General features: G+C 34.6%; 25 protein-coding genes and 3 pseudogenes. 9 read left to right on the top strand and 19 right to left on the bottom strand.

Annotated features, from left to right (window positions below; all coding sequences use genetic code 11):
• Positions 1 to 13: 13 nt before the first annotated feature.
• The 8 genes from ACZ76X_RS15640 to cotH form a co-directional block, all read right to left on the bottom strand.
• A complete protein-coding gene (locus tag ACZ76X_RS15640) occupies positions 14 to 520 on the bottom strand; it encodes an acyl-CoA thioesterase (RefSeq protein WP_000141166.1) in 507 nt (168 codons plus the stop codon).
• 195 nt (positions 521 to 715) lie between these two features.
• Complete coding sequence (locus ACZ76X_RS15635) at positions 716 to 1,585, bottom strand: TIGR03943 family putative permease subunit (protein WP_479850922.1); 870 nt, start codon at positions 1,583 to 1,585, stop codon at positions 716 to 718.
• 3 nt (positions 1,586 to 1,588) lie between these two features.
• Positions 1,589 to 2,485: a permease gene (locus ACZ76X_RS15630; protein ID WP_000418724.1), complete on the bottom strand. Its 897-nt coding sequence runs from the start codon at positions 2,483 to 2,485 to the stop codon at positions 1,589 to 1,591.
• A gap of 198 nt (positions 2,486 to 2,683) precedes the next feature.
• Complete coding sequence (locus ACZ76X_RS15625; protein WP_098669068.1) at positions 2,684 to 3,625, bottom strand: magnesium transporter CorA family protein; 942 nt, start codon at positions 3,623 to 3,625, stop codon at positions 2,684 to 2,686.
• A gap of 184 nt (positions 3,626 to 3,809) precedes the next feature.
• On the bottom strand, positions 3,810 to 5,189 hold the full coding sequence (locus ACZ76X_RS15620; protein WP_479850921.1) for a putative polysaccharide biosynthesis protein: 1,380 nt from the start codon (positions 5,187 to 5,189) through the stop codon (positions 3,810 to 3,812).
• A gap of 97 nt (positions 5,190 to 5,286) precedes the next feature.
• Positions 5,287 to 5,889, bottom strand: a complete 603-nt coding sequence (uptA, locus tag ACZ76X_RS15615; RefSeq protein ID WP_000881208.1) for an undecaprenyl phosphate transporter UptA — start codon at positions 5,887 to 5,889, stop codon at positions 5,287 to 5,289.
• A gap of 104 nt (positions 5,890 to 5,993) precedes the next feature.
• A complete protein-coding gene (locus tag ACZ76X_RS15610) occupies positions 5,994 to 6,611 on the bottom strand; it encodes an NUDIX hydrolase N-terminal domain-containing protein (RefSeq protein WP_479850920.1) in 618 nt (205 codons plus the stop codon).
• 105 nt (positions 6,612 to 6,716) lie between these two features.
• The gene (gene cotH / locus ACZ76X_RS15605) at positions 6,717 to 7,793 is read right to left on the bottom strand and encodes a spore coat protein CotH (RefSeq protein ID WP_479850919.1); all 1,077 of its coding nucleotides are present in this window, start codon (positions 7,791 to 7,793) and stop codon (positions 6,717 to 6,719) included.
• 181 nt (positions 7,794 to 7,974) lie between these two features.
• On the opposite strand from cotH, the gene exsB reads away from it, so the two are divergent.
• Positions 7,975 to 8,535, top strand: a complete 561-nt coding sequence (gene exsB / locus ACZ76X_RS15600) for an exosporium protein ExsB (RefSeq protein ID WP_479850918.1) — start codon at positions 7,975 to 7,977, stop codon at positions 8,533 to 8,535.
• Between the two features lie 45 nt (positions 8,536 to 8,580).
• On the opposite strand, the gene ACZ76X_RS15595 is transcribed toward exsB, so the two are convergent.
• The 6 genes from ACZ76X_RS15595 to ACZ76X_RS15570 form a co-directional block, all read right to left on the bottom strand.
• On the bottom strand, positions 8,581 to 9,192 hold the full coding sequence (locus ACZ76X_RS15595; protein ID WP_098669063.1) for a phosphoserine phosphatase 1: 612 nt from the start codon (positions 9,190 to 9,192) through the stop codon (positions 8,581 to 8,583).
• A 13-nt stretch (positions 9,193 to 9,205) separates the two neighbouring features.
• Positions 9,206 to 9,751: a short-chain dehydrogenase gene (locus ACZ76X_RS15590; protein ID WP_479850917.1), complete on the bottom strand. Its 546-nt coding sequence runs from the start codon at positions 9,749 to 9,751 to the stop codon at positions 9,206 to 9,208.
• A 12-nt stretch (positions 9,752 to 9,763) separates the two neighbouring features.
• A complete protein-coding gene (gene fosB / locus ACZ76X_RS15585) occupies positions 9,764 to 10,180 on the bottom strand; it encodes a FosBx1 family fosfomycin resistance bacillithiol transferase (protein WP_479850916.1) in 417 nt (138 codons plus the stop codon).
• A gap of 61 nt (positions 10,181 to 10,241) precedes the next feature.
• Complete coding sequence (locus ACZ76X_RS15580) at positions 10,242 to 11,903, bottom strand: peptide ABC transporter substrate-binding protein (protein ID WP_479850915.1); 1,662 nt, start codon at positions 11,901 to 11,903, stop codon at positions 10,242 to 10,244.
• 65 nt (positions 11,904 to 11,968) lie between these two features.
• Positions 11,969 to 12,973 (bottom strand): DUF2628 domain-containing protein, encoded by a 1,005-nt coding sequence (locus ACZ76X_RS15575; protein ID WP_479850914.1) that lies wholly within the window; start codon positions 12,971 to 12,973, stop codon positions 11,969 to 11,971.
• 25 nt (positions 12,974 to 12,998) lie between these two features.
• Complete coding sequence (locus ACZ76X_RS15570) at positions 12,999 to 13,451, bottom strand: methylated-DNA--[protein]-cysteine S-methyltransferase (RefSeq protein ID WP_098556281.1); 453 nt, start codon at positions 13,449 to 13,451, stop codon at positions 12,999 to 13,001.
• 133 nt (positions 13,452 to 13,584) lie between these two features.
• Between ACZ76X_RS15570 and namA the strand changes: the two genes are divergently transcribed.
• A complete protein-coding gene (gene namA / locus ACZ76X_RS15565; RefSeq protein WP_479850913.1) occupies positions 13,585 to 14,622 on the top strand; it encodes an NADPH dehydrogenase NamA in 1,038 nt (345 codons plus the stop codon).
• 29 nt (positions 14,623 to 14,651) lie between these two features.
• Here the strand turns inward: namA and ACZ76X_RS15560 are convergent, their stop codons facing one another.
• Positions 14,652 to 15,311, bottom strand: a complete 660-nt coding sequence (locus tag ACZ76X_RS15560; RefSeq protein ID WP_479850912.1) for an oxidoreductase — start codon at positions 15,309 to 15,311, stop codon at positions 14,652 to 14,654.
• Positions 15,312 to 15,426: 115 nt separating this feature from the next.
• Positions 15,427 to 15,576, bottom strand: coding sequence for a hypothetical protein (locus ACZ76X_RS15555; RefSeq protein WP_479850911.1), 150 nt, complete (start codon positions 15,574 to 15,576; stop codon positions 15,427 to 15,429).
• A gap of 267 nt (positions 15,577 to 15,843) precedes the next feature.
• Between ACZ76X_RS15555 and ACZ76X_RS15550 the strand changes: the two genes are divergently transcribed.
• Positions 15,844 to 16,794, top strand: coding sequence for a metal ABC transporter substrate-binding protein (locus tag ACZ76X_RS15550; protein WP_479850910.1), 951 nt, complete (start codon positions 15,844 to 15,846; stop codon positions 16,792 to 16,794).
• 101 nt (positions 16,795 to 16,895) lie between these two features.
• Here the strand turns inward: ACZ76X_RS15550 and ACZ76X_RS15545 are convergent.
• Positions 16,896 to 17,208: pseudogene (locus ACZ76X_RS15545) on the bottom strand (transposase); the annotation flags it as partial.
• A gap of 1,125 nt (positions 17,209 to 18,333) precedes the next feature.
• Between ACZ76X_RS15545 and ACZ76X_RS15540 the strand changes: the two are divergent.
• The 4 genes and pseudogenes from ACZ76X_RS15540 to ACZ76X_RS15525 form a co-directional block, all read left to right on the top strand.
• Complete coding sequence (locus tag ACZ76X_RS15540; RefSeq protein WP_479850909.1) at positions 18,334 to 19,833, top strand: WXG100 family type VII secretion target; 1,500 nt, start codon at positions 18,334 to 18,336, stop codon at positions 19,831 to 19,833.
• Between the two features lie 13 nt (positions 19,834 to 19,846).
• Complete coding sequence (locus ACZ76X_RS15535; RefSeq protein WP_098669054.1) at positions 19,847 to 20,251, top strand: hypothetical protein; 405 nt, start codon at positions 19,847 to 19,849, stop codon at positions 20,249 to 20,251.
• Between the two features lie 226 nt (positions 20,252 to 20,477).
• Positions 20,478 to 20,801, top strand: a pseudogene (locus tag ACZ76X_RS15530) (WXG100 family type VII secretion target); the annotation flags it as partial.
• Between the two features lie 188 nt (positions 20,802 to 20,989).
• Positions 20,990 to 21,127, top strand: a pseudogene (locus tag ACZ76X_RS15525) (exosporium leader peptide-containing protein); the annotation flags it as partial.
• Here ACZ76X_RS15525 and ACZ76X_RS15520 read toward each other — a convergent pair.
• Positions 21,089 to 21,283, bottom strand: coding sequence for a hypothetical protein (locus ACZ76X_RS15520; RefSeq protein WP_373605322.1), 195 nt, complete (start codon positions 21,281 to 21,283; stop codon positions 21,089 to 21,091). The pseudogene ACZ76X_RS15525 and the gene ACZ76X_RS15520 overlap by 39 nt on opposite strands.
• 521 nt (positions 21,284 to 21,804) lie before the next feature.
• Between ACZ76X_RS15520 and ACZ76X_RS15515 the strand changes: the two genes are divergently transcribed.
• The gene (locus tag ACZ76X_RS15515) at positions 21,805 to 22,275 is read left to right on the top strand and encodes a GNAT family N-acetyltransferase (RefSeq protein ID WP_479850908.1); all 471 of its coding nucleotides are present in this window, start codon (positions 21,805 to 21,807) and stop codon (positions 22,273 to 22,275) included.
• Positions 22,276 to 22,372: 97 nt separating this feature from the next.
• Here the strand turns inward: ACZ76X_RS15515 and ACZ76X_RS15510 are convergent, their stop codons facing one another.
• The gene (locus ACZ76X_RS15510; RefSeq protein WP_098669051.1) at positions 22,373 to 23,323 is read right to left on the bottom strand and encodes a CobW family GTP-binding protein; all 951 of its coding nucleotides are present in this window, start codon (positions 23,321 to 23,323) and stop codon (positions 22,373 to 22,375) included.
• A 165-nt stretch (positions 23,324 to 23,488) separates the two neighbouring features.
• Here ACZ76X_RS15510 and ACZ76X_RS15505 point away from each other — a divergent pair, with 165 nt between their 5' ends.
• On the top strand, positions 23,489 to 24,391 hold the full coding sequence (locus tag ACZ76X_RS15505) for an aldo/keto reductase (protein ID WP_479850907.1): 903 nt from the start codon (positions 23,489 to 23,491) through the stop codon (positions 24,389 to 24,391).
• Positions 24,392 to 24,398: the final 7 nt, after the last annotated feature.

Below are 24,398 nucleotides of genomic sequence, written 5' to 3'. Positions count from 1 at the left end.
CTACATATTCAACTCAAAAAGTTAGTAATGTAGCTACTTTCTTACTCTCCGCCTTACGTATATGACGTTGTTCTGCACGCAACACAGCAATGCGATGTAATTCTTTCTCTTCTTCTGTTTCAGGAATTACTCGAGGAACTGGAACTGGATTATTATCCTTACTAAGTGCAACGAAAGTAACAAATGATGTTGCCGCTATACGTTTCTCACCTGAAATTAAATCTTCTGCTACTACCTTCACAAATACTTCCATAGAAGTTCTACCCGTCCAAATTACAAAGGATTCATAACTAACACAATCTGAAGAGCGAACTGGATGTAAGAAATCTACCCAATCCATAGATGCTGTAACACATTCTTTTCTTGCATGCCTTGTTGCTGAAATAGAAGCAACCATATCCATCTCGGCTAATATCTTTCCACCAAATAGCGTATTGTGATCATTTAGATCTGTTGGAAATACTCGGCTCGTTTTAAACACTCTAGACTCATTAGCTGTTTTTCCCTTTACTTCAGTCATTGTTATCACCTCTTTGATTATTTCATCCGCTATTTGCAGACAGTAAGACTCCCACCACAAAATTCGGCTGGAGCAAAGAAGTTCGGTGAGAGTTCCAATTCCCATTAACACTAGAGCAGTATGAGCTTACTATCACTACACGTTTAATATTAACAACATTCAGAACTCTTAGTCCATAAAAAAGAACCGATGTGATCAATCGGCTCCTCTAAATACATATTGTTCTTTCGGCTGTTCAACTTTATTCCATCTCGTTACTTCTAAAACAGGAATGTTCGCATGGAATGGCTGATAAAATTCCGTTGATATTTCTCCTTCAACTTGAATCCAATCATCATTGTTCCACTCTACCCCTTCTGGTTTTTTCACTAACATACCATATACACCAGAATCCGCTACACAATGTATAATGCCGAAACGGAATAAGAAATATTGTTCTTTTTTAGAAGAATCATCTCTAAAAACAAATCCTTTAAAAGATAACTTTTTCCCAGTAAACTCGCCAGGATAATTATAAATTGTTTCCATCCCTTTTAGAAAATCTTCATCTTTTAAATTAATACTATCTTTCGTAACAAACTCTTTTTTCCCTTTTTCCATTACACCACGGTATCCTTCTTTCCCGTAATAAATGCTCGTATCAGGTCTTAAGAATTGCCTTGTCATAAATGGATCTGTACTTTCTGCTTGTGCTACTGGAAAATGAAATCCCTTCGCCTTAACAATATCTGAATCTAACGTTGCAATCGGGAAAAACAATCCTGTGACTATCGGAAAACAAAACAATGTGTACGAAAATGCTTTTTTCCACCACGTATTTTCATCTTTTGAATGATCATGCCCGCAATGGCTATGATCGCAACCACAATTGTGCTGTTCCTTTTCTTTTTGATGTTCTTTTTGGAAAACGATAATAATTTGAACAATCGTTAAGAATCCTAAAATAATAGCTGCTGTTGTTGATAAATAGGCATACTTCATATTGATATACTTCGTAATATTACCTGAGATATGAAGCTGCGCGATTAAAATTGTAAAACCTAATAATATATATGCTCGAAACATAACCTACCACCCCATCGCATAAATGAGTAGTGAGCTTGCATAAACAACAAGTGTAACTGTAACTGTAACGACAATTACAAATTTCGTTTTAAATGTCGCAAGCATCATAAACATATTTTTAATATCCACCATCGGTCCATATACGAGGAACGCGACAAGTGACGCTGTTGAAAATGTACTTTGGAATGACGAAGCAATAAATGCATCTGCTTCTGAACAAAGTGATAAAATGTAAGCAAGTCCCATCATAACAGCTGGTGAAGAGAACGGCCCTTGTCCTATAGCAAGAAGTGTTGAAGTTTGTACGAACGTTTGAACTGCAGCTGCGATTAACGCACCTAATACTAAATATTTCCCCATCGAGAAAAATTCCTCAACAGCATGCGTACATACATCCCACATTTTTTTACGTAATGGACGCTTATGATTCACTTCTGGGAAGTGATCATCTCGTAATTGATGTTCTTTAAACATAAATGATAATATAATTCCAACGATAATTGCTACGATAATCGCTACAATAGAACGATACCATACCATGTGCATACTACTTCCAAAGGCAACGTATGTTGCAAATAATACAACCGGATTAATGATTGGCCCAGTTAACATAAATGCAATCCCGGCATATGGCGGAACCCCTTTTCCGATTAATCGCCTTACAATCGGAACGATCCCACATTCACAGCCCGGAAACATCATCCCTAAAAAAGTAGCCATTAAAACAGACAGAAATCGGTTTTTCGGCATCCATTTTGCTACCATATCTTCTGTCACAAACATTTGAATGAATCCTGAAATAAATACACCAATGAGCACAAAAGGAAGTGCTTCGATCAATATGGAGATAAAGATTGTATTCATTTGCAGGAATGCTTTCGGTAATTGAAACAATTCCATGATGTATTTCCTCCAACTTTTCATTAACAATATGTAATTTTAACCCCATTTTATGAATTGAACAAGACTTATACGGAATTCAGCCCTCTCATATACATTACATTTTATAAGTTTTATTCTATTCGAAACTTTCGATTTCATAGCAAAAAAGCTGCTCTAGCGCAGTTATACAACTATGCTAGAGCAGCTTTCTTATCGTTAAAAGTAACGTTTCTTCCAAAAAACAAATGCTAGTGTGAAAGACAGTGTTACACATATTATGAGCACAATTACAAAACCATGTGCTTCTCCTTCAAACGGAACCTTTACGTTCATTCCAAAGAAACTAGAAACCATCGTTGGTAACGATAAAATGATTGTTATAGACGTTAACAGTTTCATAACACTATTTAAATTATTTGATATAACGGAACTAAATGTATTCATCATTCCACTTAAAATGTGACTATATATTTCCGCCATTTCAATCGCCTGTTTATTTTCAATTAATACATCTTCTAATAAATCTTGATCGTCTTCATACATTTTTAAAAATGTACTGTTACGCATTAATTTTTGAATTACGATTTTATTTGCCTTTAATGATGTTGTAAAGTAAACTAAACTTTTTTCAAGACCTAGCAATGTGAAAATCTCTTTATTTTTCATCGACTGATTTAATTGATGCTCTAAATCAATTGTTTTTCTGTTAATTTGCTTTAAGTATCTTAAATAATAAGTAGAAATCGTATATAAGAGCTGAAGTGCAAATCGTGTCTTTTTAAACGTATAAAATTCTTTAATACGTTGATTAATAAAACGTTCAAATATTGGGTTTTCCTCTAAACAAATTGTCACAAAACAATCTGGCATAACAATCATACCTATTGGAATCGTGTCATAAATCGAATTTCCTTCTTCATCATGTCTAACTGTTGGAATATCCACGATTATTAAAGTATTACTGTCTTCCTTTTCAATACGAGAACGTTCTTCATCATCTAAAGGGTCTTTAATGAAATCTAAGTCTACATTTAAAGTTTGTACTAGATATTGAATTTCTTCTTCTGTTGGATGAAGTACATTAATCCAGCAACCCTTTTGTATTTCCTCAATCTCTTGTAGTTTTCCGTTTCGGTCTGTTAAATAAATATTTAACATACTATCACCCCGATTCTTTTTACATGTAGGAATCTACCTCTCTTAAATAACAGTTTTTGAACCGCCATTCTCAGCATATGAAACATACGTTTAAATTTCAATAGAAAAATTATTTTGAAAACGTTTTTATAAGAAAAATATTTTAAACAAAGAAAAAGACAGAGCGCTCTCTGCCTTAAAAAGCTTATGTTGCCTTTATAACATATTTAGAAAGCATCCACAAGTTAAAGCCAACTGAAATCGTGTAACCCGCGTATGTTGAAATAATAAAACTTACATAATCGAAATACGGAAGCAATACAATATTTAAAACTATCTTCACAATAATTCCAATCATTAATCCTAGCACTGTTTTCTGTTGCTGATTGATTCCTTGTAACATCGCAGCTGTTACTGTAAAAAGCGAAAATAGTATACAAGCAGGAGCATAATACTGTAATATAACTCGCCCCATCTCCGGATCATTTCCGGCACCGAATAAAAGAGTATATACTGGTTTTGCTAACACCATCATTCCAATTGCCGCTGGTACCGTAATACCTACTACTAATAGATTCGTCCTCGTAAAATGTTTGTACAATAATTTCACATTTCCTGCTGTATAGGCTTTTGTCATCTCAGGTACGAGAGACATACTAAAAGCAGTCGCAACAGAAACTGGGATAAGTACAACCATCTGAACAAGACCAATTATTGCATTGATTTTCTCCGCTTCCCCTTGCATATATCCTATTTGTATAAGTAGTTTATTAATTGTAAATGTATCAATCGTCTGATACAACGGAATCGCTAAACCAACCACAACAAATGGTATTGAATATGTAAAGAGCTCCTTATATAGCGAAAAAAAAGATTTCGTTGTTTGCGGTATACTTGCCATTTCTTTTTTCTTTAAGTGCTTTCTCCTCCTTATGTAATACGCACTTAAAACAGTCAGTCCACCTATCGCTCCCATAAAAGCACCGAACGTTGAAATACCAACAGCTAGAGAGACAGAAGCTTTTAAGATATATAAAACGACAAAACTTCCTATCAAAATGGTTAAGACTCGAAAAAATTGCTCTACAACTACACTTAAAGCAGAAGGCCCCATCGATTGGAACCCTTGAAAGAATCCCCTTAATAAACTCATTACCGGTACAAGTATTAACGCAAAACTGACAATTTGAATATTAGTTGTGACCGCCGCTACACTATTCCCTGTTTGATCATTTCCATCGATTACAAATTTAGCTAAATGCGGTGCTAATATATATAGGGTTAAACATGAGATTACTCCCATGATTAGCATAAAAAAGATACCGCTCTTTAGCACTCTCTTAACCGTATGATAATCATTCAGTTGATCATATTTTGATACCATCTTCGAAACTGCCAGTGGTAGCCCCATCGTCGCAATACTGAGCATAATCGTATAGGGACGATATGCATACGTGTATAAAACGTACCCACTCGTACCGACCATTGCTGTAAATGGTATAACATATATAAACCCTAACATTTTAGATATCATCGTTGCCATCGTTAAAAATATCGTTCCACGTAAAAACGGTGACCCTTTCATCACATTCCTCCGCTACGCTTTATTATTACACATTATGGACAACTCCTTTTCTTTAGAACCGAAACAAATAAAAAAAGCCAATGAAAAATCATTGACTTTAACGCGCTGCCTTTTTCTTTTTGAAATACTTTAAACCGAAATATAAAGCAACAAAGAGAACAGCTCCTATAATTATGTAATGTGTGTAATCAGATGCATACTCTTTAATGTGTCGCCAATTCCCGCCTAGCTTTTCACCTAAGTATATAAATAGTATTGACCATGGAATAATCGCAACTACTGTATACAGTGTAAATAGTTTTAATGGCATCTTGGCTAATCCTGCTGGAATAGAGATTGCATGGCGTACTACTGGGATAAAGCGTGCAGAAAAGATTACTCCTGCTCCGTAACGCTTAAACCAATTTTCTGCTATGTCTAAATGATGTTTATTAATAAGTAGATATTTCCCATACTTCTCTACAACTGGACGCCCACCATAGTATCCAAGCCAATATAAAAAGATTTGAGCTAAAGTACCACCGATTGTTCCAGCAATAACTGCACCGACAAAGCTAATTTTACCATCTGCAACTAAAAAGCCCGCATATGAAAGTACAATTTCACTCGGAATAATTTCAATCATTAAAGCTAGCGCTACTCCAAAGTAACCTAAGCTTGCAAAAAATTGCAATAACTGATCTATTATGCTTGCTAACATTTTATTTTCTATCTCCTTTTTTCTTCACATACCTTCCCATTATTACATAAAGGTTGCATTCTGCCAATATCTTCATTCCAACATTATTATCGGGATAAGTATTATTAATCTATTAATGTTTCTTTCTGAGGTTCTTTCATATAGGCAAACATTTCTCTAATTTGCTCTTCTGTATTTCTAGCAATTGATAAATTAGGCAATTCATTCTCACCAAAAAACTCCACATCTTCTGTTTCAATACTCGTCTTCTTTTCACCACCGATAATCTTACAGCCTATAAAAATTTTATATACATGTGTTGCGGAAGGCGACTGGTGATGTTTTTCTTTATCAAATATAGCGAATAACTTAAAATCATCTACTTCATAACCCGTCTCCTCTAAAACTTCTTTTGCAGCTACTTCTGTCGGCGTATAACCGATATCAGCCCATCCACCTGGTAATGCCCATTTCCCATCACTTTTTTCTTTCACAAATAATAATTTTTCATTTTGAAAAACAACTGCTCTTACATCAACTTTTGGTGTTTGATAGCCTGTCTCACTTGCAAATAACTTCTCTACAACTTCCCAATCTGTCTTAGTGTAATGTGACATCATCGAAATAGAAATATCCCGTAATTGTTGGAAACGCTCTATATCATACACATCCTTAGAATACGTTAAACCCGCTTGAGCTATAGATTGTATTTGTTTTGCCCACTCAATCCATTTTATCGTCATATTTCCACATCCCCATTTTTTATTAAGTACATATTACGTCAATTCTATTGATACATCTTTATTATACAAAAAAAGAGATTGATAATGTTCCAATCTCTTTCAAAATTAATCCAATTCATGTAAATGATCTTGTATATACTTTCTTCTTTTATTTATATACTCCTCAATCATATCAGCTTCTTGATCAAATATTTCTAATTTTTCTTTCATATATGGATCTTGTAGTAAATATGGACGAATCGATTCACACAAACTTTTTACTTTCGGCATCATAAACGAAACAGTAAATTGTTCTTCTAATATTTCTTCCAAAATACTTCGGTATTGTTTTCTAAATACAGGTATATCTAACAATCTTGCACTTAATGTGTTATAACCTTGAATACGAATATACTCATGATTAAGTGGTCTCCCTTGTACATCTCGCCCCCAAGTCGCATCATAATCCCACGGTATCACTTCAAATAAGTTTGTTTCATCGTTATGATATAGTGCATAGTTATGAACAAAACCATCAAAGTTTTGTGTAAAAATGACGCCAGCTAGCCACCTTAAATATTTGTCTACATGCAAAAACTTTCCAATTTCTTTTTCATAAGCTTCCCTTGACAAAGTATTTGCTTGAAATACAAATTCACTCAATTGTTCTTCACTATTTTCATTCGAATATTTAAATTCATAACCCGCAAAGAGCTCGGTCTTAACATCTTTATCTCTCTCACTCATTAAAGAGAAATTTGCATCATCATCTATCGCATAATAAATAGAACCACTCGGTAATCCTCTATTTTTCAAAAAGTTTTCATCCACTGATTCTAACTGTAAATATACACCTTGAATTTGACCATTAATTTTTATAAATACATGTTGTGATTTCGGTGAAAGTACACCAATATCATGAAAAAAATCTAAAGACAATTTATTTCGTATGAGAGACGGATCCATAAACTCAGAGTTTAAATGAAACTCTTTTGCACCTTGAAATTTTTTCGGTTTATATAACATAACATGATAAGACTTTTTCTCAAATTCACGAATATGAGCCCCTCGGTATACGATATCAATGTCATATTTCTTTTTTCCATAAGTTAATTTTGCTGGCACTGGATTATCTGACCAAATTTCTTTTTTCAATTCCACTAGGTTCATTGGATGAATAAAAAAATCATATGAAGGTAGCATATTTTCACATCCCTTCTCATTTCTCTTCATTCAATGTATGCACTTCGCCTTGTCCATACCTCCACTATCAACCATTTATATAAAATTACACTCTTGTCCTGTTCAGAAATATACCTACATACATATCCTGTTAAGGAAAAAGAATACCTTTTCACCTGAATACATGATAAGGAGGATTTCTATGAAACGTGATATTAGAAAAGCTGTCGAGGAAATCAAAAGTGCTGGGATGGAAGATTTCTTACATCAAGATCCAAGTACTTTTGAATGCGATGATGATAAATTCACTCATCATAATTGTACAACTGGATGTAAATGTACAACTGGGGGTAAATGTCCAAGAACAAGATGTACTCGCGTGAAACATTGTACGTTCGTTACAAAATGTACGCATGTAAAAAAATGGACATTTGTTACGAAATGTACTCGTGTACGTGTTCAAAAATGGACATTTGTTACGAAAGTAACGCGTAGAAAAGAATGCGTTTTAGTTACAAAACGTACTCGCAGAAAACATTGTACGTTCGTTACAAAATGCATACGCTTTGAAAAGAAATTTTTCTGGACAAAACGAAGTTTCTGTAAAAAATGCGAATTCTTCCCTAATGGACACGGTGGCTCTTGCGACGATTCGTGTGATGACGGAAAGAAATGGAACGACTGCAAAGGTAGCGGACATAAATTCCCATCTTGCAAAAACAAGAAATTCGATCACTTCTGGTACAAAAAACGCAATTGCTAGTTTTTCACACAAAAAAAGGCCGTTTTCACGGCCTTTTTTGTATGCTTACTGAAAATGACTAATATCTGCAAATTGCTTCACTTCACCTTTATCTTCTTCAAATTCTATAATACTTAGACTAGCACTATGCATAAATGGATCATCCCACACATTTTCTATTTCAATACCTGCAAAATGTCCTACAAGTAGCTTTGCCGCTGCCGCATGAGAAACAATTAATATACTTTCTCCTTTATGCTTTTCTAAAAGAATCTGTATCCCCTCAATTACCCTTTTATAAACAGACTCAAAATTTTCTCCTGATGTTGACTGAAAAAGATGTGGCTCATACCAAAATAATTGTATTTCGTCTGGGTATTGCCTTTCTATATCATCGACTGTCTGTCCTTCCCATATACCCATGTTAATTTCATAGAAATGCTCATCCGCGATTATCGGTATATCACGTTCGCCCTTTATTAACTCTGCAGTATGAAGGGTTCTTTCACTCGGACTACTATAGATCGCATCGATAGATAAATCTTTCATTCGATCTCCCAATTGCTTAGCTTGTAACATACCATTTTCAGTTAAAGCAGAATTTTTCCTGCCTTGCATTCGTTTCTCTACATTCCATTCCGTCTCACCGTGCCTCGTTACATATACAGTTGTTTTCATTTGCCATTCCCCCTCACCATGTTGGCCGCAATTCCCACGGCTCTACTCGCCCTACAATCCATTCATCACATTTACTCTCAATTCCTTTTATTACCCCATCCGATATTTCTTCATGAGTAAGCCATCTGCCGTATGTACCCTCTAATATAAAACCTAATATTATTCTATGGTAGCTACACCGCATACCTCCTATTTTTTGGACAGTCATGCGCGATGCTTTACTACCTAAAATATGAAAAACACTGTATGTTTCAGACGACAAGTCTAATTCTTTACAAATGAGTGATAACGTATCCTTCGCACTTGCATGTATCCATGCGACAACTAATTTTATTGGGCCATTCCGCTCAATTGTGCTTTTTATAGCTAACTTTACATCGTCTTTATTATGATAATCTAACGATAGACATGTGATACTTTCTGGTACAGCACTCTCTCGCTTAACTCTTTCTAATTTCACTTCATCTCGTCCGATAATAGAAACATGAACCCCTTGCTCACAAAGCCACATAGACACCCTCTTTAGCATTCCTGTCCCACCAATTACTAGCGCATGCAACTTCTTTCCCCCTTAGTAAAATGTCATATGAGGTTTATCTTCCCTATAATAATTAATTCTGTCTTGCAATGTCCCCGAATGAAACTCAAACTTATGTCCATCAGGATCAACAAAATATATAGACTCACAATCTCTTACATCCCGTTCTCTTCCTTGTAAAATATGAACACCATTTTCTTCTAACCTCTGCAGTAGACGTTCAAAGTCTTTCTGTTCAACTGAAAACGCAATATGCGTATAAGATTGATGAATCTCATTTCTCGGAATATGTGCTTCTTCATTAAGTGCTATCCATACCCCACATATATTAAAATATGCAAGTTTTCTCCCTTTAACTACTAATTCTCCTTCTAGTACTTTTTCGTAAAATGTAATAGAGTTTTCTAAATTAGACACTGAAAAACAAAGATGATTGATTCCTGTTAACAAAAGTAATTCCTCCTTAAACAAAACGAAAAGATGAGCGAAAATTCACTCATCTCCCATTATACTATTTTTTTGTAATATATGCCCATTTATAACTAAAGTCTCCACCAAACGTATGATTTGCAATTCCTTTTACATATGTTTTCTCTAAATATGCAGTACTTTGTTGGTACGCAGGAGAAATGGCAGCATCTTGACCAATTAAGATTTTCTCAGCTTCTGCAAGTGCATTCCAACGTGCTTTATCATCTTTCAATAGCTCTCCTTTTGATTTCGCAACTAAATCATCATACTTCGGATTTGAATAATCCATTTCATTAAATGAGCTTCCAGTAACAAACATATCAATATAAGTCATTGGATCTGGATAATCTGGGCTCCAAGCAGATAAAGAGAACTCATATTCAAATTTCTTTTCTAAATCTAGCTTTTGCTTATATGGCTGTTGTTTCAAGTTCACTTTAATTCCAGGTAAGTTTTTCTCTAACTCTTCTTTAATAAAGTCGCCCACTTTTTTACGGCTACCGTTATCATCATTTAGTAATTCTACTGTAATTGTATCTTGACCAAGTTCTTTCTTCGCTTCTTCCCATAATTTTTTTGCTTTTGTTGCATTATCTTTACTGTCACGGAAATTTTTATTCACAGTACGGAAATCTTTTCCATCTGGTCCTGTCGTAAATTTTTCAGGTACTAAGAAATATGCTGGCAATGATCCGTCATTTAAAATAACATTTGCAATTCCTTTTTTATCATATGCCAAATCAATCGCTTCACGAACTTTTTGGTTTTTAAACGTTGCATTTTTTTGGTTAAAGCGCAAGAAATACATACGTGGATCTAACTTCGTTTTAAATTCATCTGGTTTATTCTTTTTATATTTATCAACGAATTCAGAACTTAAAATAACACGGTCTGCTTGATCACTATCATATAAATTTACCGCAGTGCTCGTTTCCTTCACAATATTTACATTAATTTCTTCTAACTTTACAGTATCTTTATCCCAATAATTAGGGTTTTTCTTTAACTGATAGCTTCGTTCATGTTTCCATTCACTCATCGTAAATGGTCCATTGTATAATAGTTTATCTGCTTCTAATGCATATTTATCCCCTTGTTCTTTTACATATTTTTCATTTAAAGGGAAAAATGTTGGGAATGAAGTAAGCTCAAGGAAATATGGTGCTGGTTGTTCTAATTCCACTACTAACGTTTTATCATCCTTTGCTTTTACTCCTAATTGATCTAACGGTAGTTCTCCCTTATTGACCTTCTGTGCATTTTTTACATCAAATAAAATAAATGCATACTCAGCTGCCGTTGCTTTATCTAATGCGCGTTGCCATGCATATACAAAATCTTGCGCTCGAACCGGATCGCCATTAGACCACTTTGCGTCTCGTAATTCAAATGTATATGTTGTTTTATCTTCACTAATCTTCACATCTTTTGCCATACCCGGAGTTGGTTTATTATCCTTATCTAAACGATATAATCCTTCCATTGCATTTACAAAGGCACGGAATGATACAGAGTCTGTTGACTTTGATGTATCCATTGAAGGAATTTCCGCTGTTTCTAGTAAGTTTAATACTTGCTTATCTGCTGCCTCCTTACCTGCTTCCTTCTTCGTTGTAGATGCCTTCTCCCCATTTCCGCAACCTGCAACTAATACACTAGTCGATAATGCTACTGCAGCAAGCGTTGTTATCTTTCTCTTCATTCTTCCTCCCCCAATCTATATGTATAAATGAAAGCTAGTATAATACATATTATTATACAAAAGATTCAGATTATTTCAAATATTATTTTTATACAATAAAAAAGAAGCAGATATTGAAGTCTTCTATCCGCTTCTTTTTCTATTCCTTTTACTTGTAATCCATCCTCTATATCAAATGGATTTTGAACTTTAAATATTTCTTCCATTATCTTCAAAAATTCTTCCTCATTTTTAGATTCTCCATTAATCGTAAGTGAGTACGGCTCAATTTCACCTAATTTATAATCAACAATAAATTGGATATTCACCTTTTTCCTTGGCATATCAGGACTAATCCCTTGGAATTCTACTAATTCTAATCCTTCCGTTCCGCGATAATATATCCAATCTGGATTTCTAAAATAATTTTCAAACGATTCACCAATGGAAAAGAACGGATATTCATAAAGCGAGCCTGTACGAACTTTTTGAATAATATCTCGATCAGTCGGGAAAAAGAAATGACTGAAAAAAATACTAGCAACCGCTAAAATCGTAACGATTGTTGCCCCCATTTTACTCGTTCCACCACTATCACGAATGAGGTACTTCTCAACCGATTCATCTTGAATTTCACGTGCTTTTATTCGATATATACGCCTTTCTGCAAATTGATAATATAATCCATTCGCAAAAATCGCCATTCCAAATAAAATAAAAACGAGTAATAAAAACGTAAGAGGCACCATATTAATGATCGGCAGTGCTACATTGAAACCCATATAATAAGAAAACGCATCACACGCTACTAATAACAATACAAATAATGCTGCCGGTAAATAGTACTTACGATATCCGAGCCAACCTACATTGAAAATAGTTGCCCAACCATTCCAGCTCCACCTAGCAATCCGCTTTTCCTCAAGCTCCCATTTCCTTTTGTAATACGGATATTGTCTCCCTACATATACTTCTAATTCTTTGTCTATTAGCGAGCTTCCTTCACCTTGTTCAGTATGCAAAGTCCGCTGGCAACTTTCACAATTCAACTGATTTCCCTCACAAAGTTGCCCACAATTTATACATTTCAAAACAATCCCTCTTCCCATCCATACGTCATTTCAAAATACCTTCGTGCTTTAATAACCACTCTTTCCTCCATAGACCGCCTGCATATCCAACAAGCTTTCCGCTCTTTCCTATTACACGATGACACGGAACGATAATTGAAATCGGATTACGACTATTCGCTCCTCCTATTGCCCGTACAGCTTTCGTATTTCCGACTTTCTCTGCAATATCTAAATATGAAGCACTTACGCCATAAGGAATAGTATAGAGCGCATCCCATACATTTTTTTGAAATGCTGTTCCCTCGGCAGACAGCGGGACTGTGAACTCTTTTCTATTCCCCTTAAAATATTCATCTAACTCATTTATACATTGATCTATCATTTCATTTGTAATTTCTTCTTGTCTCTCATCAACAAATATAACAGACGTAATTCCTTTATCGTTCGCTGTAATTTCTAGCAAACCTAATTCGCTTTCATAATAAGCCTGGTACATATGTCATCCTCCAATTCAATTCATATTCATTATTGTAACACGAATAGACAAAATTTTTTGTATAAGCGTTTTATTAGGGAAACAAAAACAAGAATGATACAATGTAAGAAAATTCAATCTAGGAGGCTATTGGATGAATTCCGAACTTTTTTCACCTTATACAATTAAAAACGTTACATTGAAAAACCGTATCGTTATGTCACCTATGTGCATGTATTCATCAGAAAACGAAGATGGCCAAGTAACGAATTTCCATCTCGTTCATTACGGAACAAGAGCTGCTGGTCAAGTTGGTTTAGTTATGGTCGAAGCAACAGCCGTGTTACCTGAAGGGAGAATTTCTAATAAAGACCTAGGTATATGGGATGATAGCCTAATTGAAGGCTTACATAAAACGACAACTTTTATACATGATAACGGCGCAAAAGCAGCGATTCAACTTGCTCACGCCGGAAGAAAAGCTGAATTAGAGACAGATGCTCTCGCTCCATCCGCAATTCCGTTTAATGAAACTATGAAAACACCAGTAGAAATGAGTATACAGCAAATAGAAAAGACCGTATTAGCTTTTCAAAAAGCTGCAATACGATCCAAACAAGCCGGATTTGACGTTATTGAAATACACGGTGCTCACGGTTATCTTGTTAATGAATTCCTTTCTCCACTTTCTAATAAACGGACTGATGAATATGGAGGTTCACCTGAAAATCGCTATCGTTTCTTACGTGAAATTATTGACTCAATAAATGAAGTTTGGAACGGACCGTTATTTGTTCGTATTTCAGCAAACGATTATCACCCTGACGGTTTAACGGTTCAAGATTACGTTCCATATACAAAATGGATGAAAGCACAAGGAGTAGATGTAATTGATTGTAGTTCTGGAGCTGTTGTTCCGGCACACATTGATGTATATCCTGGGTATCAAGTACAATATGCTAAACATATTAAAGAACATGCTAACATTGCAACTGGGGCTGTTGGTTTGATTACGACCGGAGTACAGGCAGAGCGAATTTTAAATCATAACGAAGCAGATTTAATTTTTATCGGCCGTGAGTTACTTCGCAATCCTTACTTCCCAAGAATAGCCGCCAATGAACTTGGCTTTGAGTTAGAAGAACCGTATCAATACAAGCGAGCACCGGGGAAAATCCATACGAATAAATAAAACCGAGAAGGCATTCTTCTCGGTTTTATTTATTCTATCGTTTTAATTTCATTTGAGTTATAAATATAAATACCCGTTTCTTCTCGCAATGCAGTGATATACATCCCTTTCGCCACATCTTTCGCTGAAATTGGTTTATACTTTTTGAAAGCCCCCTTAAATATAAAAGGAATGATACGAGATAACTTTTCAGCCATTCGTTCACCGAAACGAAATTCTTGTCGATTTCCTACTAATAAAGATGGCCTAAAAATGTGAATACCACCAATGACTAACTTTTGTAATTCCTCTTCCATTCTCCCTTTAACTTGTGAATAAAAGAAAAATGATTTGGAATTTGCTCCCATTGAAGACACAACAAGGAAATTTTGCACACCTTGTTTCTCCGCTAGACACGCAGCTCGTACCGTATATTCATAATCTACCTTTTTGAAATTTGCCTTTGTTTTTGCTTTTTTGATTGTTGTTCCTAGACAACTAAATACGTCATCTACAGCAAAAAATTCTTTATATTCCTCTAATACCGAATAATCCACTTGCTTTTGCTGTAACTTCTCATGTTGCCATTGCATTGGTTCTCTTACAAAAATAGTAACCGAATCGTAGTAATCTGATTCAAGTAATAGACGCGTTATCTCTTGTCCAACTAAACCACTTGCACCAAGTACTAACGCTGTTCGCTTATTCATATATGCATATACCTCTTATTTTACTTTACTCTCCTTCAGTAAAATACAACTTTTAGGAGTTTCCTCTTCTCATTTTACCACAAGTAAAGCACTATGCGTACGCATAGTGCTTTACTCACTCTTTTTTCTCATCTTTCTCTCGTAATTTTGATACTGTTGATGCATCTCCTAAATTACTTATTAATCTGCTTAAAAAAATTAAGACTAAGGCTAATGGTAATACTACCGCTAATATCAATAAAATAGCTTCCATTAAGTAACTCAAACACTCATCCCCCTCTACACCCTCCTTTCATATATATGAACACAGCGTTGTCACATATGCATGTATTCGTAAAAATAACACATCTATATTTGACAACTTTATAACAAAATCAAATCGGAATGATTATTATTTATTGCAACTTTATAAAAGATGTATTATACTAAGTTCGCAAACTAAAACGTAATTATTCCGTTTTGTATTAAAATGATATTTTTCTTCTATAATTGGGGAAAATATATCCGTAAAAAAAGAAAAGAGGAGAACTTCATGCCTAAAAGATTGACTATATTTTCATTCTTACTTATTTTCACTTTAATTTTTACTGGCTGCTCAAATACAAAAGAAGGTAATGCCAAGAAAGATGGAAAGCTAACTGTTTATACAACTATTTTTCCTCTTGCTGATTTCGCAAAAAAAATTGGTGGCGACTATGTAACGGTTGAAGCGATTTACCCACCTGGTGCTGATTCTCATACATTTGAACCAAGTCAAAAACAAACAGTAAAAGTTGCAAAAGCGGATTTATTCGTTTATAACGGGGCTGAATTAGAGCCATTTGCTGAAAAAATGGAAAAAGCATTACAAAAAGAAAATGTTAAAATTGTAAATGCTTCAAAAGGTATTGAACTACGTACTTCTACTGAAGAAGAGCATCATGATCACGGAGACGGTCATAAAGAAGATGAACATCATCACGATAAAGACCCACACATTTGGTTAGACCCTACTCTAGCAATGAAACAAGCTGAAAAAATTAAAAATGCACTTGTAGAATTAAAACCTGACCATAAACAAGAGTTCGAAAAAAACTTTGCAGCACTTCAAACAAAATTTACTGATTTAGATGATCAATTTAAAGCAGCTATTGCGAATGCAAAAACGAAAGATATTTTAGTTTCTCATGCGGCTTATGGATACTGGGAACAACGCTATGGCCTGAAACAAATTGCTATCGCCGGTATTTCAGCTTCTGATGAACCATCTCAAAAACAGCTTGCTGACATTACAAAAACAGTAAAAGAACATAATCTAAAATATATTTTATTTGAAACATTCTCTACTCCAAAAGTAGCATCGGTCATTCAAAAAGAAACGGGTACAAAAATTTTACGCTTAAATCACCTTGCTACTATTTCTGAAGATGACGCGAAGAGCAATAAAGATTACTTCACTTTAATGGAAGAAAACGTAAACACATTGAAAGAAGCTACTAACTAATCAATTTTTAATAAGAAGAGGCTGTCTCAAAAGGTCTTTAAATAAGGCCTTTTGGAGACCGTTTTTTATTTTAACTTTAATATGGATGAGAAAATGCCCGGTTATAGTAGAAAATCAACAGATTTTCTACTATAACCGGGCATTTTTCGCTTTGGATTGAGCTCTTGTTGTCCATTTCCGTAAATTATGGGCAATACAAATAAAACCCCATTCCAGTCGATTTTTAGAAAGGCCTCGTAAGGAAAAACGTTGGAAGAAGCGATTGTATTTAATATGACCGAATACGGGTTCTACCTCTATTTTTCGTTTTACATATAATTCTTTACCTTCTTTTGTACGTAAACGTTCTCGTACTTCTTTTCACTGTTTTTAATTTTTGACAGAGACACTGATAGATTTTGTTTCGTTTCCTTTATATTATATTTACAATATCAATGTTTTATTACTATTACATACTAAATAGGCTAACCTGAATATCCCCTCTTACATATTAACTATTTTTATTGATACAAGATATAAATAGTGAATTTTAACTATATATTTGAAAAGGAATGCTATAAAATGAAAAAAGATGATGATGAAATATCAAGCAATATTTTCACTTAATTTCCCCATTCTTATTTCCTATAAAACCCCAAAACAGTGCCATACTAGCTCCAATAAATACTGCAATTAGTCCCATAATAATTAAATCAATAATGTTGAAAGTCATATATATACTTATTCTTTATATTAAGATTTCATTTAACATTTGGTAAATTAAGTAAAATAATTACATTTTGCTTAATTAATGATTTATTATAAAAAACCGATAAAGATAAAATTCAGCAGAGTTCTTTTCTGTTTCACCTCTGTAATTATACAAACTAAAAGAACAGGGACATATTTAGCGAAGTTCTTACCCATCCACCTTCGTAATGATATAAATTAAAAGAATGGGGATTAATTTTTTTATGCTCTAATATAGTGAGCACAAAAAACTGCCTCCCAACTGTTAGACATGTCTAACGATTGGGAGGCAGTTTTTTCTATAAAGAAATATAAATACTCTTTATACAAAAAATCAATGACTAAGAAAATCTTTATGAATCAAGAGTAGTTCATTTTAGAGATATATTTTCAATTTCTTTATATTGAAATCCACCATGTAGCGTCATTCTTGAAATGGAAACGAAAAACGTTTAAAGGATTTTTACCTTATCAAGCAAGTATGAATCAAGAAGGAAATGAACAACATAGTGTATTTAGCAAATTATCCCCTTCGTTCAAACTAATTTTAAAATAAAACAAATCTACTAAAGCAACTTTATTTCAGCTCACTTCATCTCCCCTCCCTTATAAAAATAAAAGAAAAATGAAAAGTTGCAGTTTCAATTGAAACTGCAACTTTTCATGCTCATAAAAACTCTATATCCACTTCACATTTACATTGGATTCATCCATAATTATTTCATATAATTTAGCTGTCTTTTCTTAATATTAAGTATTTACATTTCCCCTTCCTTACCTCATAATTTTAATCGGGAAAGGGAGGAAAAAATGGCTCAAATAAAAGTAACGCCCGAAGAATTGGAACGAGTTGCAAAACGGGCAAACGATACAAAGCATGCATTAGAATCTATACATAATAACTTATGCAATCAAATTGATTACATGTGTTTTCAATGGACAGGCGCATCAAATCAAAATTTCGTTCAAATGTTTAACAATGCAAGACCATCCGCATTCACAGCTATTAATGCGCTTGTGCATGTTGAAGAAGAATTAAAGAGAATTGCTGAGAAATTCCGCGTTGCAGATAGTGAAGATGTAACATCCCAAAAAACGACTAAGTCTAGTAAAGCACCTGAAAAATCTTTCTTAGGAAAAGTATGGGATGGTATAGTAGACGGTGCGGGAGATGCTGTTGGAGATACAATCGACGGTATAAAAGCATTAGGTGACTGGGAAACTTGGAAAGGCATGGGCTACACTGTCACCCATTTAGATGAAGCTTTACCTGCTATGTGGAATGCGTTATCAGATTCCTTTAACAAAGATGTGATAAATGGAGATGCAGAGACCCGTGCAAGATGGGGATCTTACGCTTTAACACAAATTGGATTAGGTCTTCTTGGAGATAAAGGGGTCAGTAAGGCTGCAAAGCTAGCACAAGGGGCTAAATTCTCTCAAGGTATCTCAAAAGCTGGACAATTATTTAATAAAGGCGATAATTTGGCTTTCGCAGGTGGTAATGGTGGTAGATCTGTATTTGATAGTGCTGATTTTAGACAAGCCGAAGAAAAACTTTCAACCTACCAGTTTGCCAAGGGTGAAGGTAATATAGGTACTACTCCAAAAGCTGTAGAGGTTACTCCAAGTTTTAACCGTGAAAATTTGTCAGAACATATAGGCGAGGGATTTGCTTCGCAAATAGATAATGTTTTAAAAGAGGCAAATATATCAAACGAACAATTCCATAACCTTAAAGTGAAACACTACACTGAATTAAACGCTGAAGAAATTCAAATTATGAAAAAAATACGAGATTCTGTTCCAGCACCAAATCAAGATACATTATTACAAAAAGTTATTAGTTTAGATAGCGTCGATAATTATCTGAAAGAGACTGAGTACTTCAATTCCATTGGAGGTTGTGTAGCTAAAATGGAAGATGTGAAACCAATTCACTCTCCTAAGGATGTATATGAATCGCTACGCCTAGATTACGAAGGAACCCCTTACACTACAACTAGTGATTATGCAGTGATTAGATTTAAAACTGATGATGTAGAAAAAATGAAAATACCTTATGCCCAATCATTTGAGGATTCAACAAATATGAAACCAAATGAATATATCCATTTTCCGCAAACTGGTAATGGTTTTACAGCTGCAGAGAATGGTCGAATTGTTCCTGAATATGAAACGTCTTGGGGAGATTTTATGAAACCCCAGCCAGGAGCGGAAATATATTCAGTAATTAATCAAGAAGAAAAATTGGTAGCCGTATACCACGACAGAAAACAACGTTTTATACCGGCAACCGAAAAACAGTAGAGTAGGTGACTCAATGATTAGAGATGGAAAATATGGATTATATAATGGACAAGAATACATGCTAGCTGGAAAGAAAGATGATTTAGAAATCATCTCGAATGATCCAGCTGAACTATTAAATGGTTTTATTCAAGATGATTGGGATGAAAATATTTTCTTTAAAAAAATAAAAAAAGAAGACTTGGATACCGCTTATGAAATTACAACATACGCAAAATATAAAGGACATAATTTCGGAGTACTAACTGCAAGCGAATTAAAAGTAGTTATTGCTACAAATAATCCACAGGTAGGACACGAACTAAATATGTCTGTACCAGGTCGTGGGGAATTTCATATGGAAGTAAATAGGACAGATGTTGAGTTAATTGAAGAAAAAAAACCTATATGGGGATTTACACTAGATATAGACAATTAATTACACCAAATAAAAGCAGAACCTTATAAGGGTTCTGCTTTTATAATCCATACCTATTTTTGTATCTATAGCAAACCCAAAACCAGCATCTTTATTTTAACTAGCTATCCAAATTGATAAATAGGATGATCAATTTGTTACTAAAACACAATCCAGAAAATAAAATTTATCAATTCCTAGCAGTAAACTTTCATCAAGATTCTTTCTATGAAGAGGTACAGAAAATGAATATTGGAAAGGCATAGGCTACACTGTCATCCATTTAGATGAAGCTTTACCTGCTATGTGGGATGCATTATCCGACTCTTTTAATAAAGATGTGATAGATGGTGATGCAGAGACCCGTGCAATATAGGGATCGTATACTTTAACACAAATTGAATTAGGTCTTCTTGAAGATAAAGGGGGCAGTAAGGCTGCAAAGCTAGCACAAGGGGCTAAATTCTCTCAAGGTATCTCAAAGGCTGGACAATTATTTAATAAAGGCGGTAATTTAGCTTTCGCAGGTGGTAATGGTATTACACCTGCATTTGACAGTGCTCCTTTTAGGGTAGTATCTTCATCTAAATTACATAACAAGAACTACATTAGGGAGCAAAGCAGTCTAGCGAAAGCTAACTGCTTTTTTATTAAATAACTATTTTATTAAATTTCATATATACAATCGCTTGTCCATTTCATTTGCCTCTACCCACGCATTTACTATTAGTAATACGAATTTTTCAGAGGTGAATTTTATTGGACAAGTTTTTATCCTCCGCTGCATTAAATCCAGGTTCAGTCGGACCGACACTTCCACCTATGCAACCTTTTCAATTCCCTACAGGTCCCACTGGTTCAACGGGTGCTACAGGGGCAACCGGTAACACTGAGCCTTATTGGCAATACCGGACCACCTGGCATTGTTTTGCTCACATATGACTTTAAATCGCTCATCATACGTTTTGCATTTCGGATACTACCCATATCATGAATACAAATTACATGTCTTCTTGTTGCAAACTGTAGCTTTCTAATCGTAGCAAGTATCACCACATAATGGTCGATGTTCATGTTTATCCATCTCATATTCTTTTAGATGTTTCCACTTGACCTTGTCGTCAATATATAGAACTTGCAGTATGGTGGAGTTTTCCTTCATATATATCTTCCTAGAATAAATTGCAGTTTCTCTAATCTAGATTGATCTACACCACTACTTCTGATGCAGTAAGAGTCGGTAAACGAAAATCGAGCTTGCATTCTCCATCTTTTTTACACCCCTTGGCAAGATTTCTCCTGTAGGATATTACATACAGCAGACAATACAAAACCAAGTGCCCCTTCAACGAGTGCAATGTGCAGTGAATAAAAATATTGAGCTCACCAATGGAGATACTCTTATTAGCATAATGAAGCATAAACATTAAAGAGGTTGCCCAAAAGTAGCTATTCAGCTATTTTTGGGCAACCTCTTCTTTTTTATGTGCTTCTACTTGACTTGACCAAAATAACAAGTAAAATTATCCATATTAGCTTTTTAGCTATATTAATTTAGAAGGTGAGTTGGAATTATGACTCTTCACTTTTGTGAAGTAACAGAAAAAAATTGGCGTTCGGTAGCTGCTTTAAACGTAGCAAAAAACCAACAGCAATTTATTGAAAGCAATGCGTTTTCTCTAGCAGAATCATTATATGAGAAAAACGGAACGTCAGTAGGTTTATATGATGGAGAAACACTTGTAGGATATGCAATGTATGGATGGTATTTGGAAAAACGTAAAAGCGTATGGTTAGACCGCTTTATGATTGACCAATGCTATCAAGGAAAAGGATACGCAAAACGCTTTCTTCGCATACTCATTCAATTCTTACAAGATAAATTTGAATGTAAAATAATTTATTTAAGTTTACATCCAGACAACAAACTTGCAATGGGATTATACGAAGCATTTGGCTTCCGTTTAAATGGTGATATTGACGACGACGGCCCAGTTGTAGGTGTTGTAATGGAGTTACTAGTAAATGAACATACAAGCCTGTGAAAACAGGCTTTTTATCATCCTTCTTTTTTTACAATCTAGCATGTTTCTACAAAGCGCTTAGTTAATTTCAAAAAATAAGCCTGCAGTAAACGCAGACTTATTTCACACACTCCTCAAAATGTTCTTGGAACCATTCTTTATTAATATCTTTTCCGATGAAAACAACTTCACTTACTCGATCTTCGCCCTCTTGCCACTCTCTATCATACGAAGCAGCAAATAACGTATGTACACCTTGGAAAACGATACGTTTATCCACTCCATCAATCGATAAAATCCCTTTGTAGCGATATAAGTATTCTCCTAGTTCTTGCACGACAGCTGACATCCACTCATTTAGTTTTTGTAAATCTAACGGACGCTCTTCACGTAGTACAAACGATTTTACACCTTCTAGATGATTATGCTCTTTATGAGGATAAATTTGTAACGTATCTTTCGTTTTAAACGTTTGAATTTTTAGTAACGATGGAATATCCACATCACAGTGAGTCGACTGAATTAACTTTGCAGTCGGATTTATTCCTTGCAATTCATGTAAGAGATGTTCTTTTTCGCTCTCTTCAATTAAATCTAACTTATTCACTAATACAACATCGGCAAATGCAATTTGTTCTTTTGCTTCTAGTCCTTTTTCAAAATGTTTATGTATATGATAACTATCTACTACTGTTACAACACCGTTAATTTGGTATGCAGATTGAATTACAGGATCTAAAAAGAATGTTTGAATAATCGGACCTGGATTTGCAAGACCCGTCGTTTCAATTACTAATCCATCAAAGTCCATTTTCCCTTCTGCTTTTACATCCAGTAATTGTTTTAAAGCAACGAGTAAATCTTCACGTACAGTACAACATAAACATCCATTCGTCATCTCCATAATCTCTTCTTCGACATTCATAATCAGCTGATTATCAATACCAATTTGCCCTATTTCATTTACAATCACCGCTAATTTCTGACCGTGATTCTCTGATAAAATGCGATTTAATAATGTCGTTTTCCCTGATCCAAGAAAACCAGTTAATATTGTTACTGGAATCATTTTGTACCTCTCCTTATAGCTATATGTTTCTACATTATAGCATATAGAAAAAATCGTTTTTGTAGCAAAACATATTTATTGTATGTACGACACTGTAACTATATAATAATATGTAGCAAGAAAGCCTTTTCAAAATATTATTCATTCATCAAGGGGGCACTTATAATGGAACGAGTTCAAATGGCCGAAACAATCGAATTTTCTCGTATTATTCAAGGTTTTTGGCGGTTAGCAGAATGGAATATGTCAAAACAAGAGTTACTTTCTTTTATTGAATCTTGTATGGATATGGGAATTACTACTTTCGATCATGCTGATATTTATGGCGGTTATACGTGTGAAGGACTATTCGGAGAAGCATTACAACTCAAGCCTTCCTTACGCGAAAATATGCAAATTGTCACAAAATGTGGAATCGCTCCCCCATCACCGAAATTTCCAGAGCGATATGTTGCGCACTACAATACGAGTGCTGAACATATTATAAAAAGTGCAGAGGATTCCTTACAAAACTTACATACAGATTATATTGATGTATTGCTCATTCATCGCCCAGATCCGTTTATGGATCCAAATGAAGTAGCAGAAGCGTTCTCACGCTTAAAGCAAGAAGGAAAAGTTCGTCACTTCGGTGTATCTAACTTTCTACCTTCACAGTTTAATATGTTAAGTTCTTATTTAGATTTTCCGCTCATTACAAATCAAATTGAAGTATCGGCGATGCAGCTTGAGCATTTTGAAAAAGGAACAATTGATTTATGCCAAGAAAAACGAATCAATCCTATGATTTGGTCACCTCTTGCTGGCGGAGAAATCTTTACAGGTCAATCAGAACGTGCTGTACGTGTACGTGAAACGTTACAAAAAATTGCTACGGAACTAGGTGTTACTAGCATCGATACGGTTATGTATGCATGGTTGCTTGCTCATCCAGCTAACATGATGCCAATCGTTGGATCTGGTAAATTAGATCGTGTTAAAACAGCCGCTCTTTCTACAAAAGTTAACTTAGACCGTCAACAATGGTTTACAATTTTCGAAAGTTCTAATGGACATCCTGTACCATAATATACAA

The organism is Bacillus sp. BC05(2025) (genome assembly GCF_056725905.1).
This window is presented reverse-complemented; position numbering and strand designations above follow the sequence as displayed.

Bases quoted from the DNA above. Each gene is read 5' to 3' on its own strand.
- ACZ76X_RS15640 (WP_000141166.1), bottom strand. From the start codon at position 520: ATGACTGAAGTAAAGGGAAAAACAGCTAATGAGTCTAGAGTGTTTAAA.
- ACZ76X_RS15635 (WP_479850922.1), bottom strand. From the start codon at position 1,585: ATGTTTCGAGCATATATATTATTAGGTTTTACAATTTTAATCGCGCAG.
- ACZ76X_RS15630 (WP_000418724.1), bottom strand. From the start codon at position 2,485: ATGGAATTGTTTCAATTACCGAAAGCATTCCTGCAAATGAATACAATC.
- ACZ76X_RS15625 (WP_098669068.1), bottom strand. From the start codon at position 3,625: ATGTTAAATATTTATTTAACAGACCGAAACGGAAAACTACAAGAGATT.
- ACZ76X_RS15620 (WP_479850921.1), bottom strand. From the start codon at position 5,189: ATGAAAGGGTCACCGTTTTTACGTGGAACGATATTTTTAACGATGGCA.
- uptA (WP_000881208.1), bottom strand. From the start codon at position 5,889: ATGTTAGCAAGCATAATAGATCAGTTATTGCAATTTTTTGCAAGCTTA.
- ACZ76X_RS15610 (WP_479850920.1), bottom strand. From the start codon at position 6,611: ATGACGATAAAATGGATTGAGTGGGCAAAACAAATACAATCTATAGCT.
- cotH (WP_479850919.1), bottom strand. From the start codon at position 7,793: ATGCTACCTTCATATGATTTTTTTATTCATCCAATGAACCTAGTGGAA.
- exsB (WP_479850918.1), top strand. From the start codon at position 7,975: ATGAAACGTGATATTAGAAAAGCTGTCGAGGAAATCAAAAGTGCTGGG.
- ACZ76X_RS15595 (WP_098669063.1), bottom strand. From the start codon at position 9,192: ATGAAAACAACTGTATATGTAACGAGGCACGGTGAGACGGAATGGAAT.
- ACZ76X_RS15580 (WP_479850915.1), bottom strand. From the start codon at position 11,903: ATGAAGAGAAAGATAACAACGCTTGCTGCAGTAGCATTATCGACTAGT.
- ACZ76X_RS15570 (WP_098556281.1), bottom strand. From the start codon at position 13,451: ATGTACCAGGCTTATTATGAAAGCGAATTAGGTTTGCTAGAAATTACA.
- namA (WP_479850913.1), top strand. From the start codon at position 13,585: ATGAATTCCGAACTTTTTTCACCTTATACAATTAAAAACGTTACATTG.
- ACZ76X_RS15560 (WP_479850912.1), bottom strand. From the start codon at position 15,311: ATGAATAAGCGAACAGCGTTAGTACTTGGTGCAAGTGGTTTAGTTGGA.
- ACZ76X_RS15550 (WP_479850910.1), top strand. From the start codon at position 15,844: ATGCCTAAAAGATTGACTATATTTTCATTCTTACTTATTTTCACTTTA.
- ACZ76X_RS15540 (WP_479850909.1), top strand. From the start codon at position 18,334: ATGGCTCAAATAAAAGTAACGCCCGAAGAATTGGAACGAGTTGCAAAA.
- ACZ76X_RS15535 (WP_098669054.1), top strand. From the start codon at position 19,847: ATGATTAGAGATGGAAAATATGGATTATATAATGGACAAGAATACATG.
- ACZ76X_RS15515 (WP_479850908.1), top strand. From the start codon at position 21,805: ATGACTCTTCACTTTTGTGAAGTAACAGAAAAAAATTGGCGTTCGGTA.
- ACZ76X_RS15510 (WP_098669051.1), bottom strand. From the start codon at position 23,323: ATGATTCCAGTAACAATATTAACTGGTTTTCTTGGATCAGGGAAAACG.
- ACZ76X_RS15505 (WP_479850907.1), top strand. From the start codon at position 23,489: ATGGAACGAGTTCAAATGGCCGAAACAATCGAATTTTCTCGTATTATT.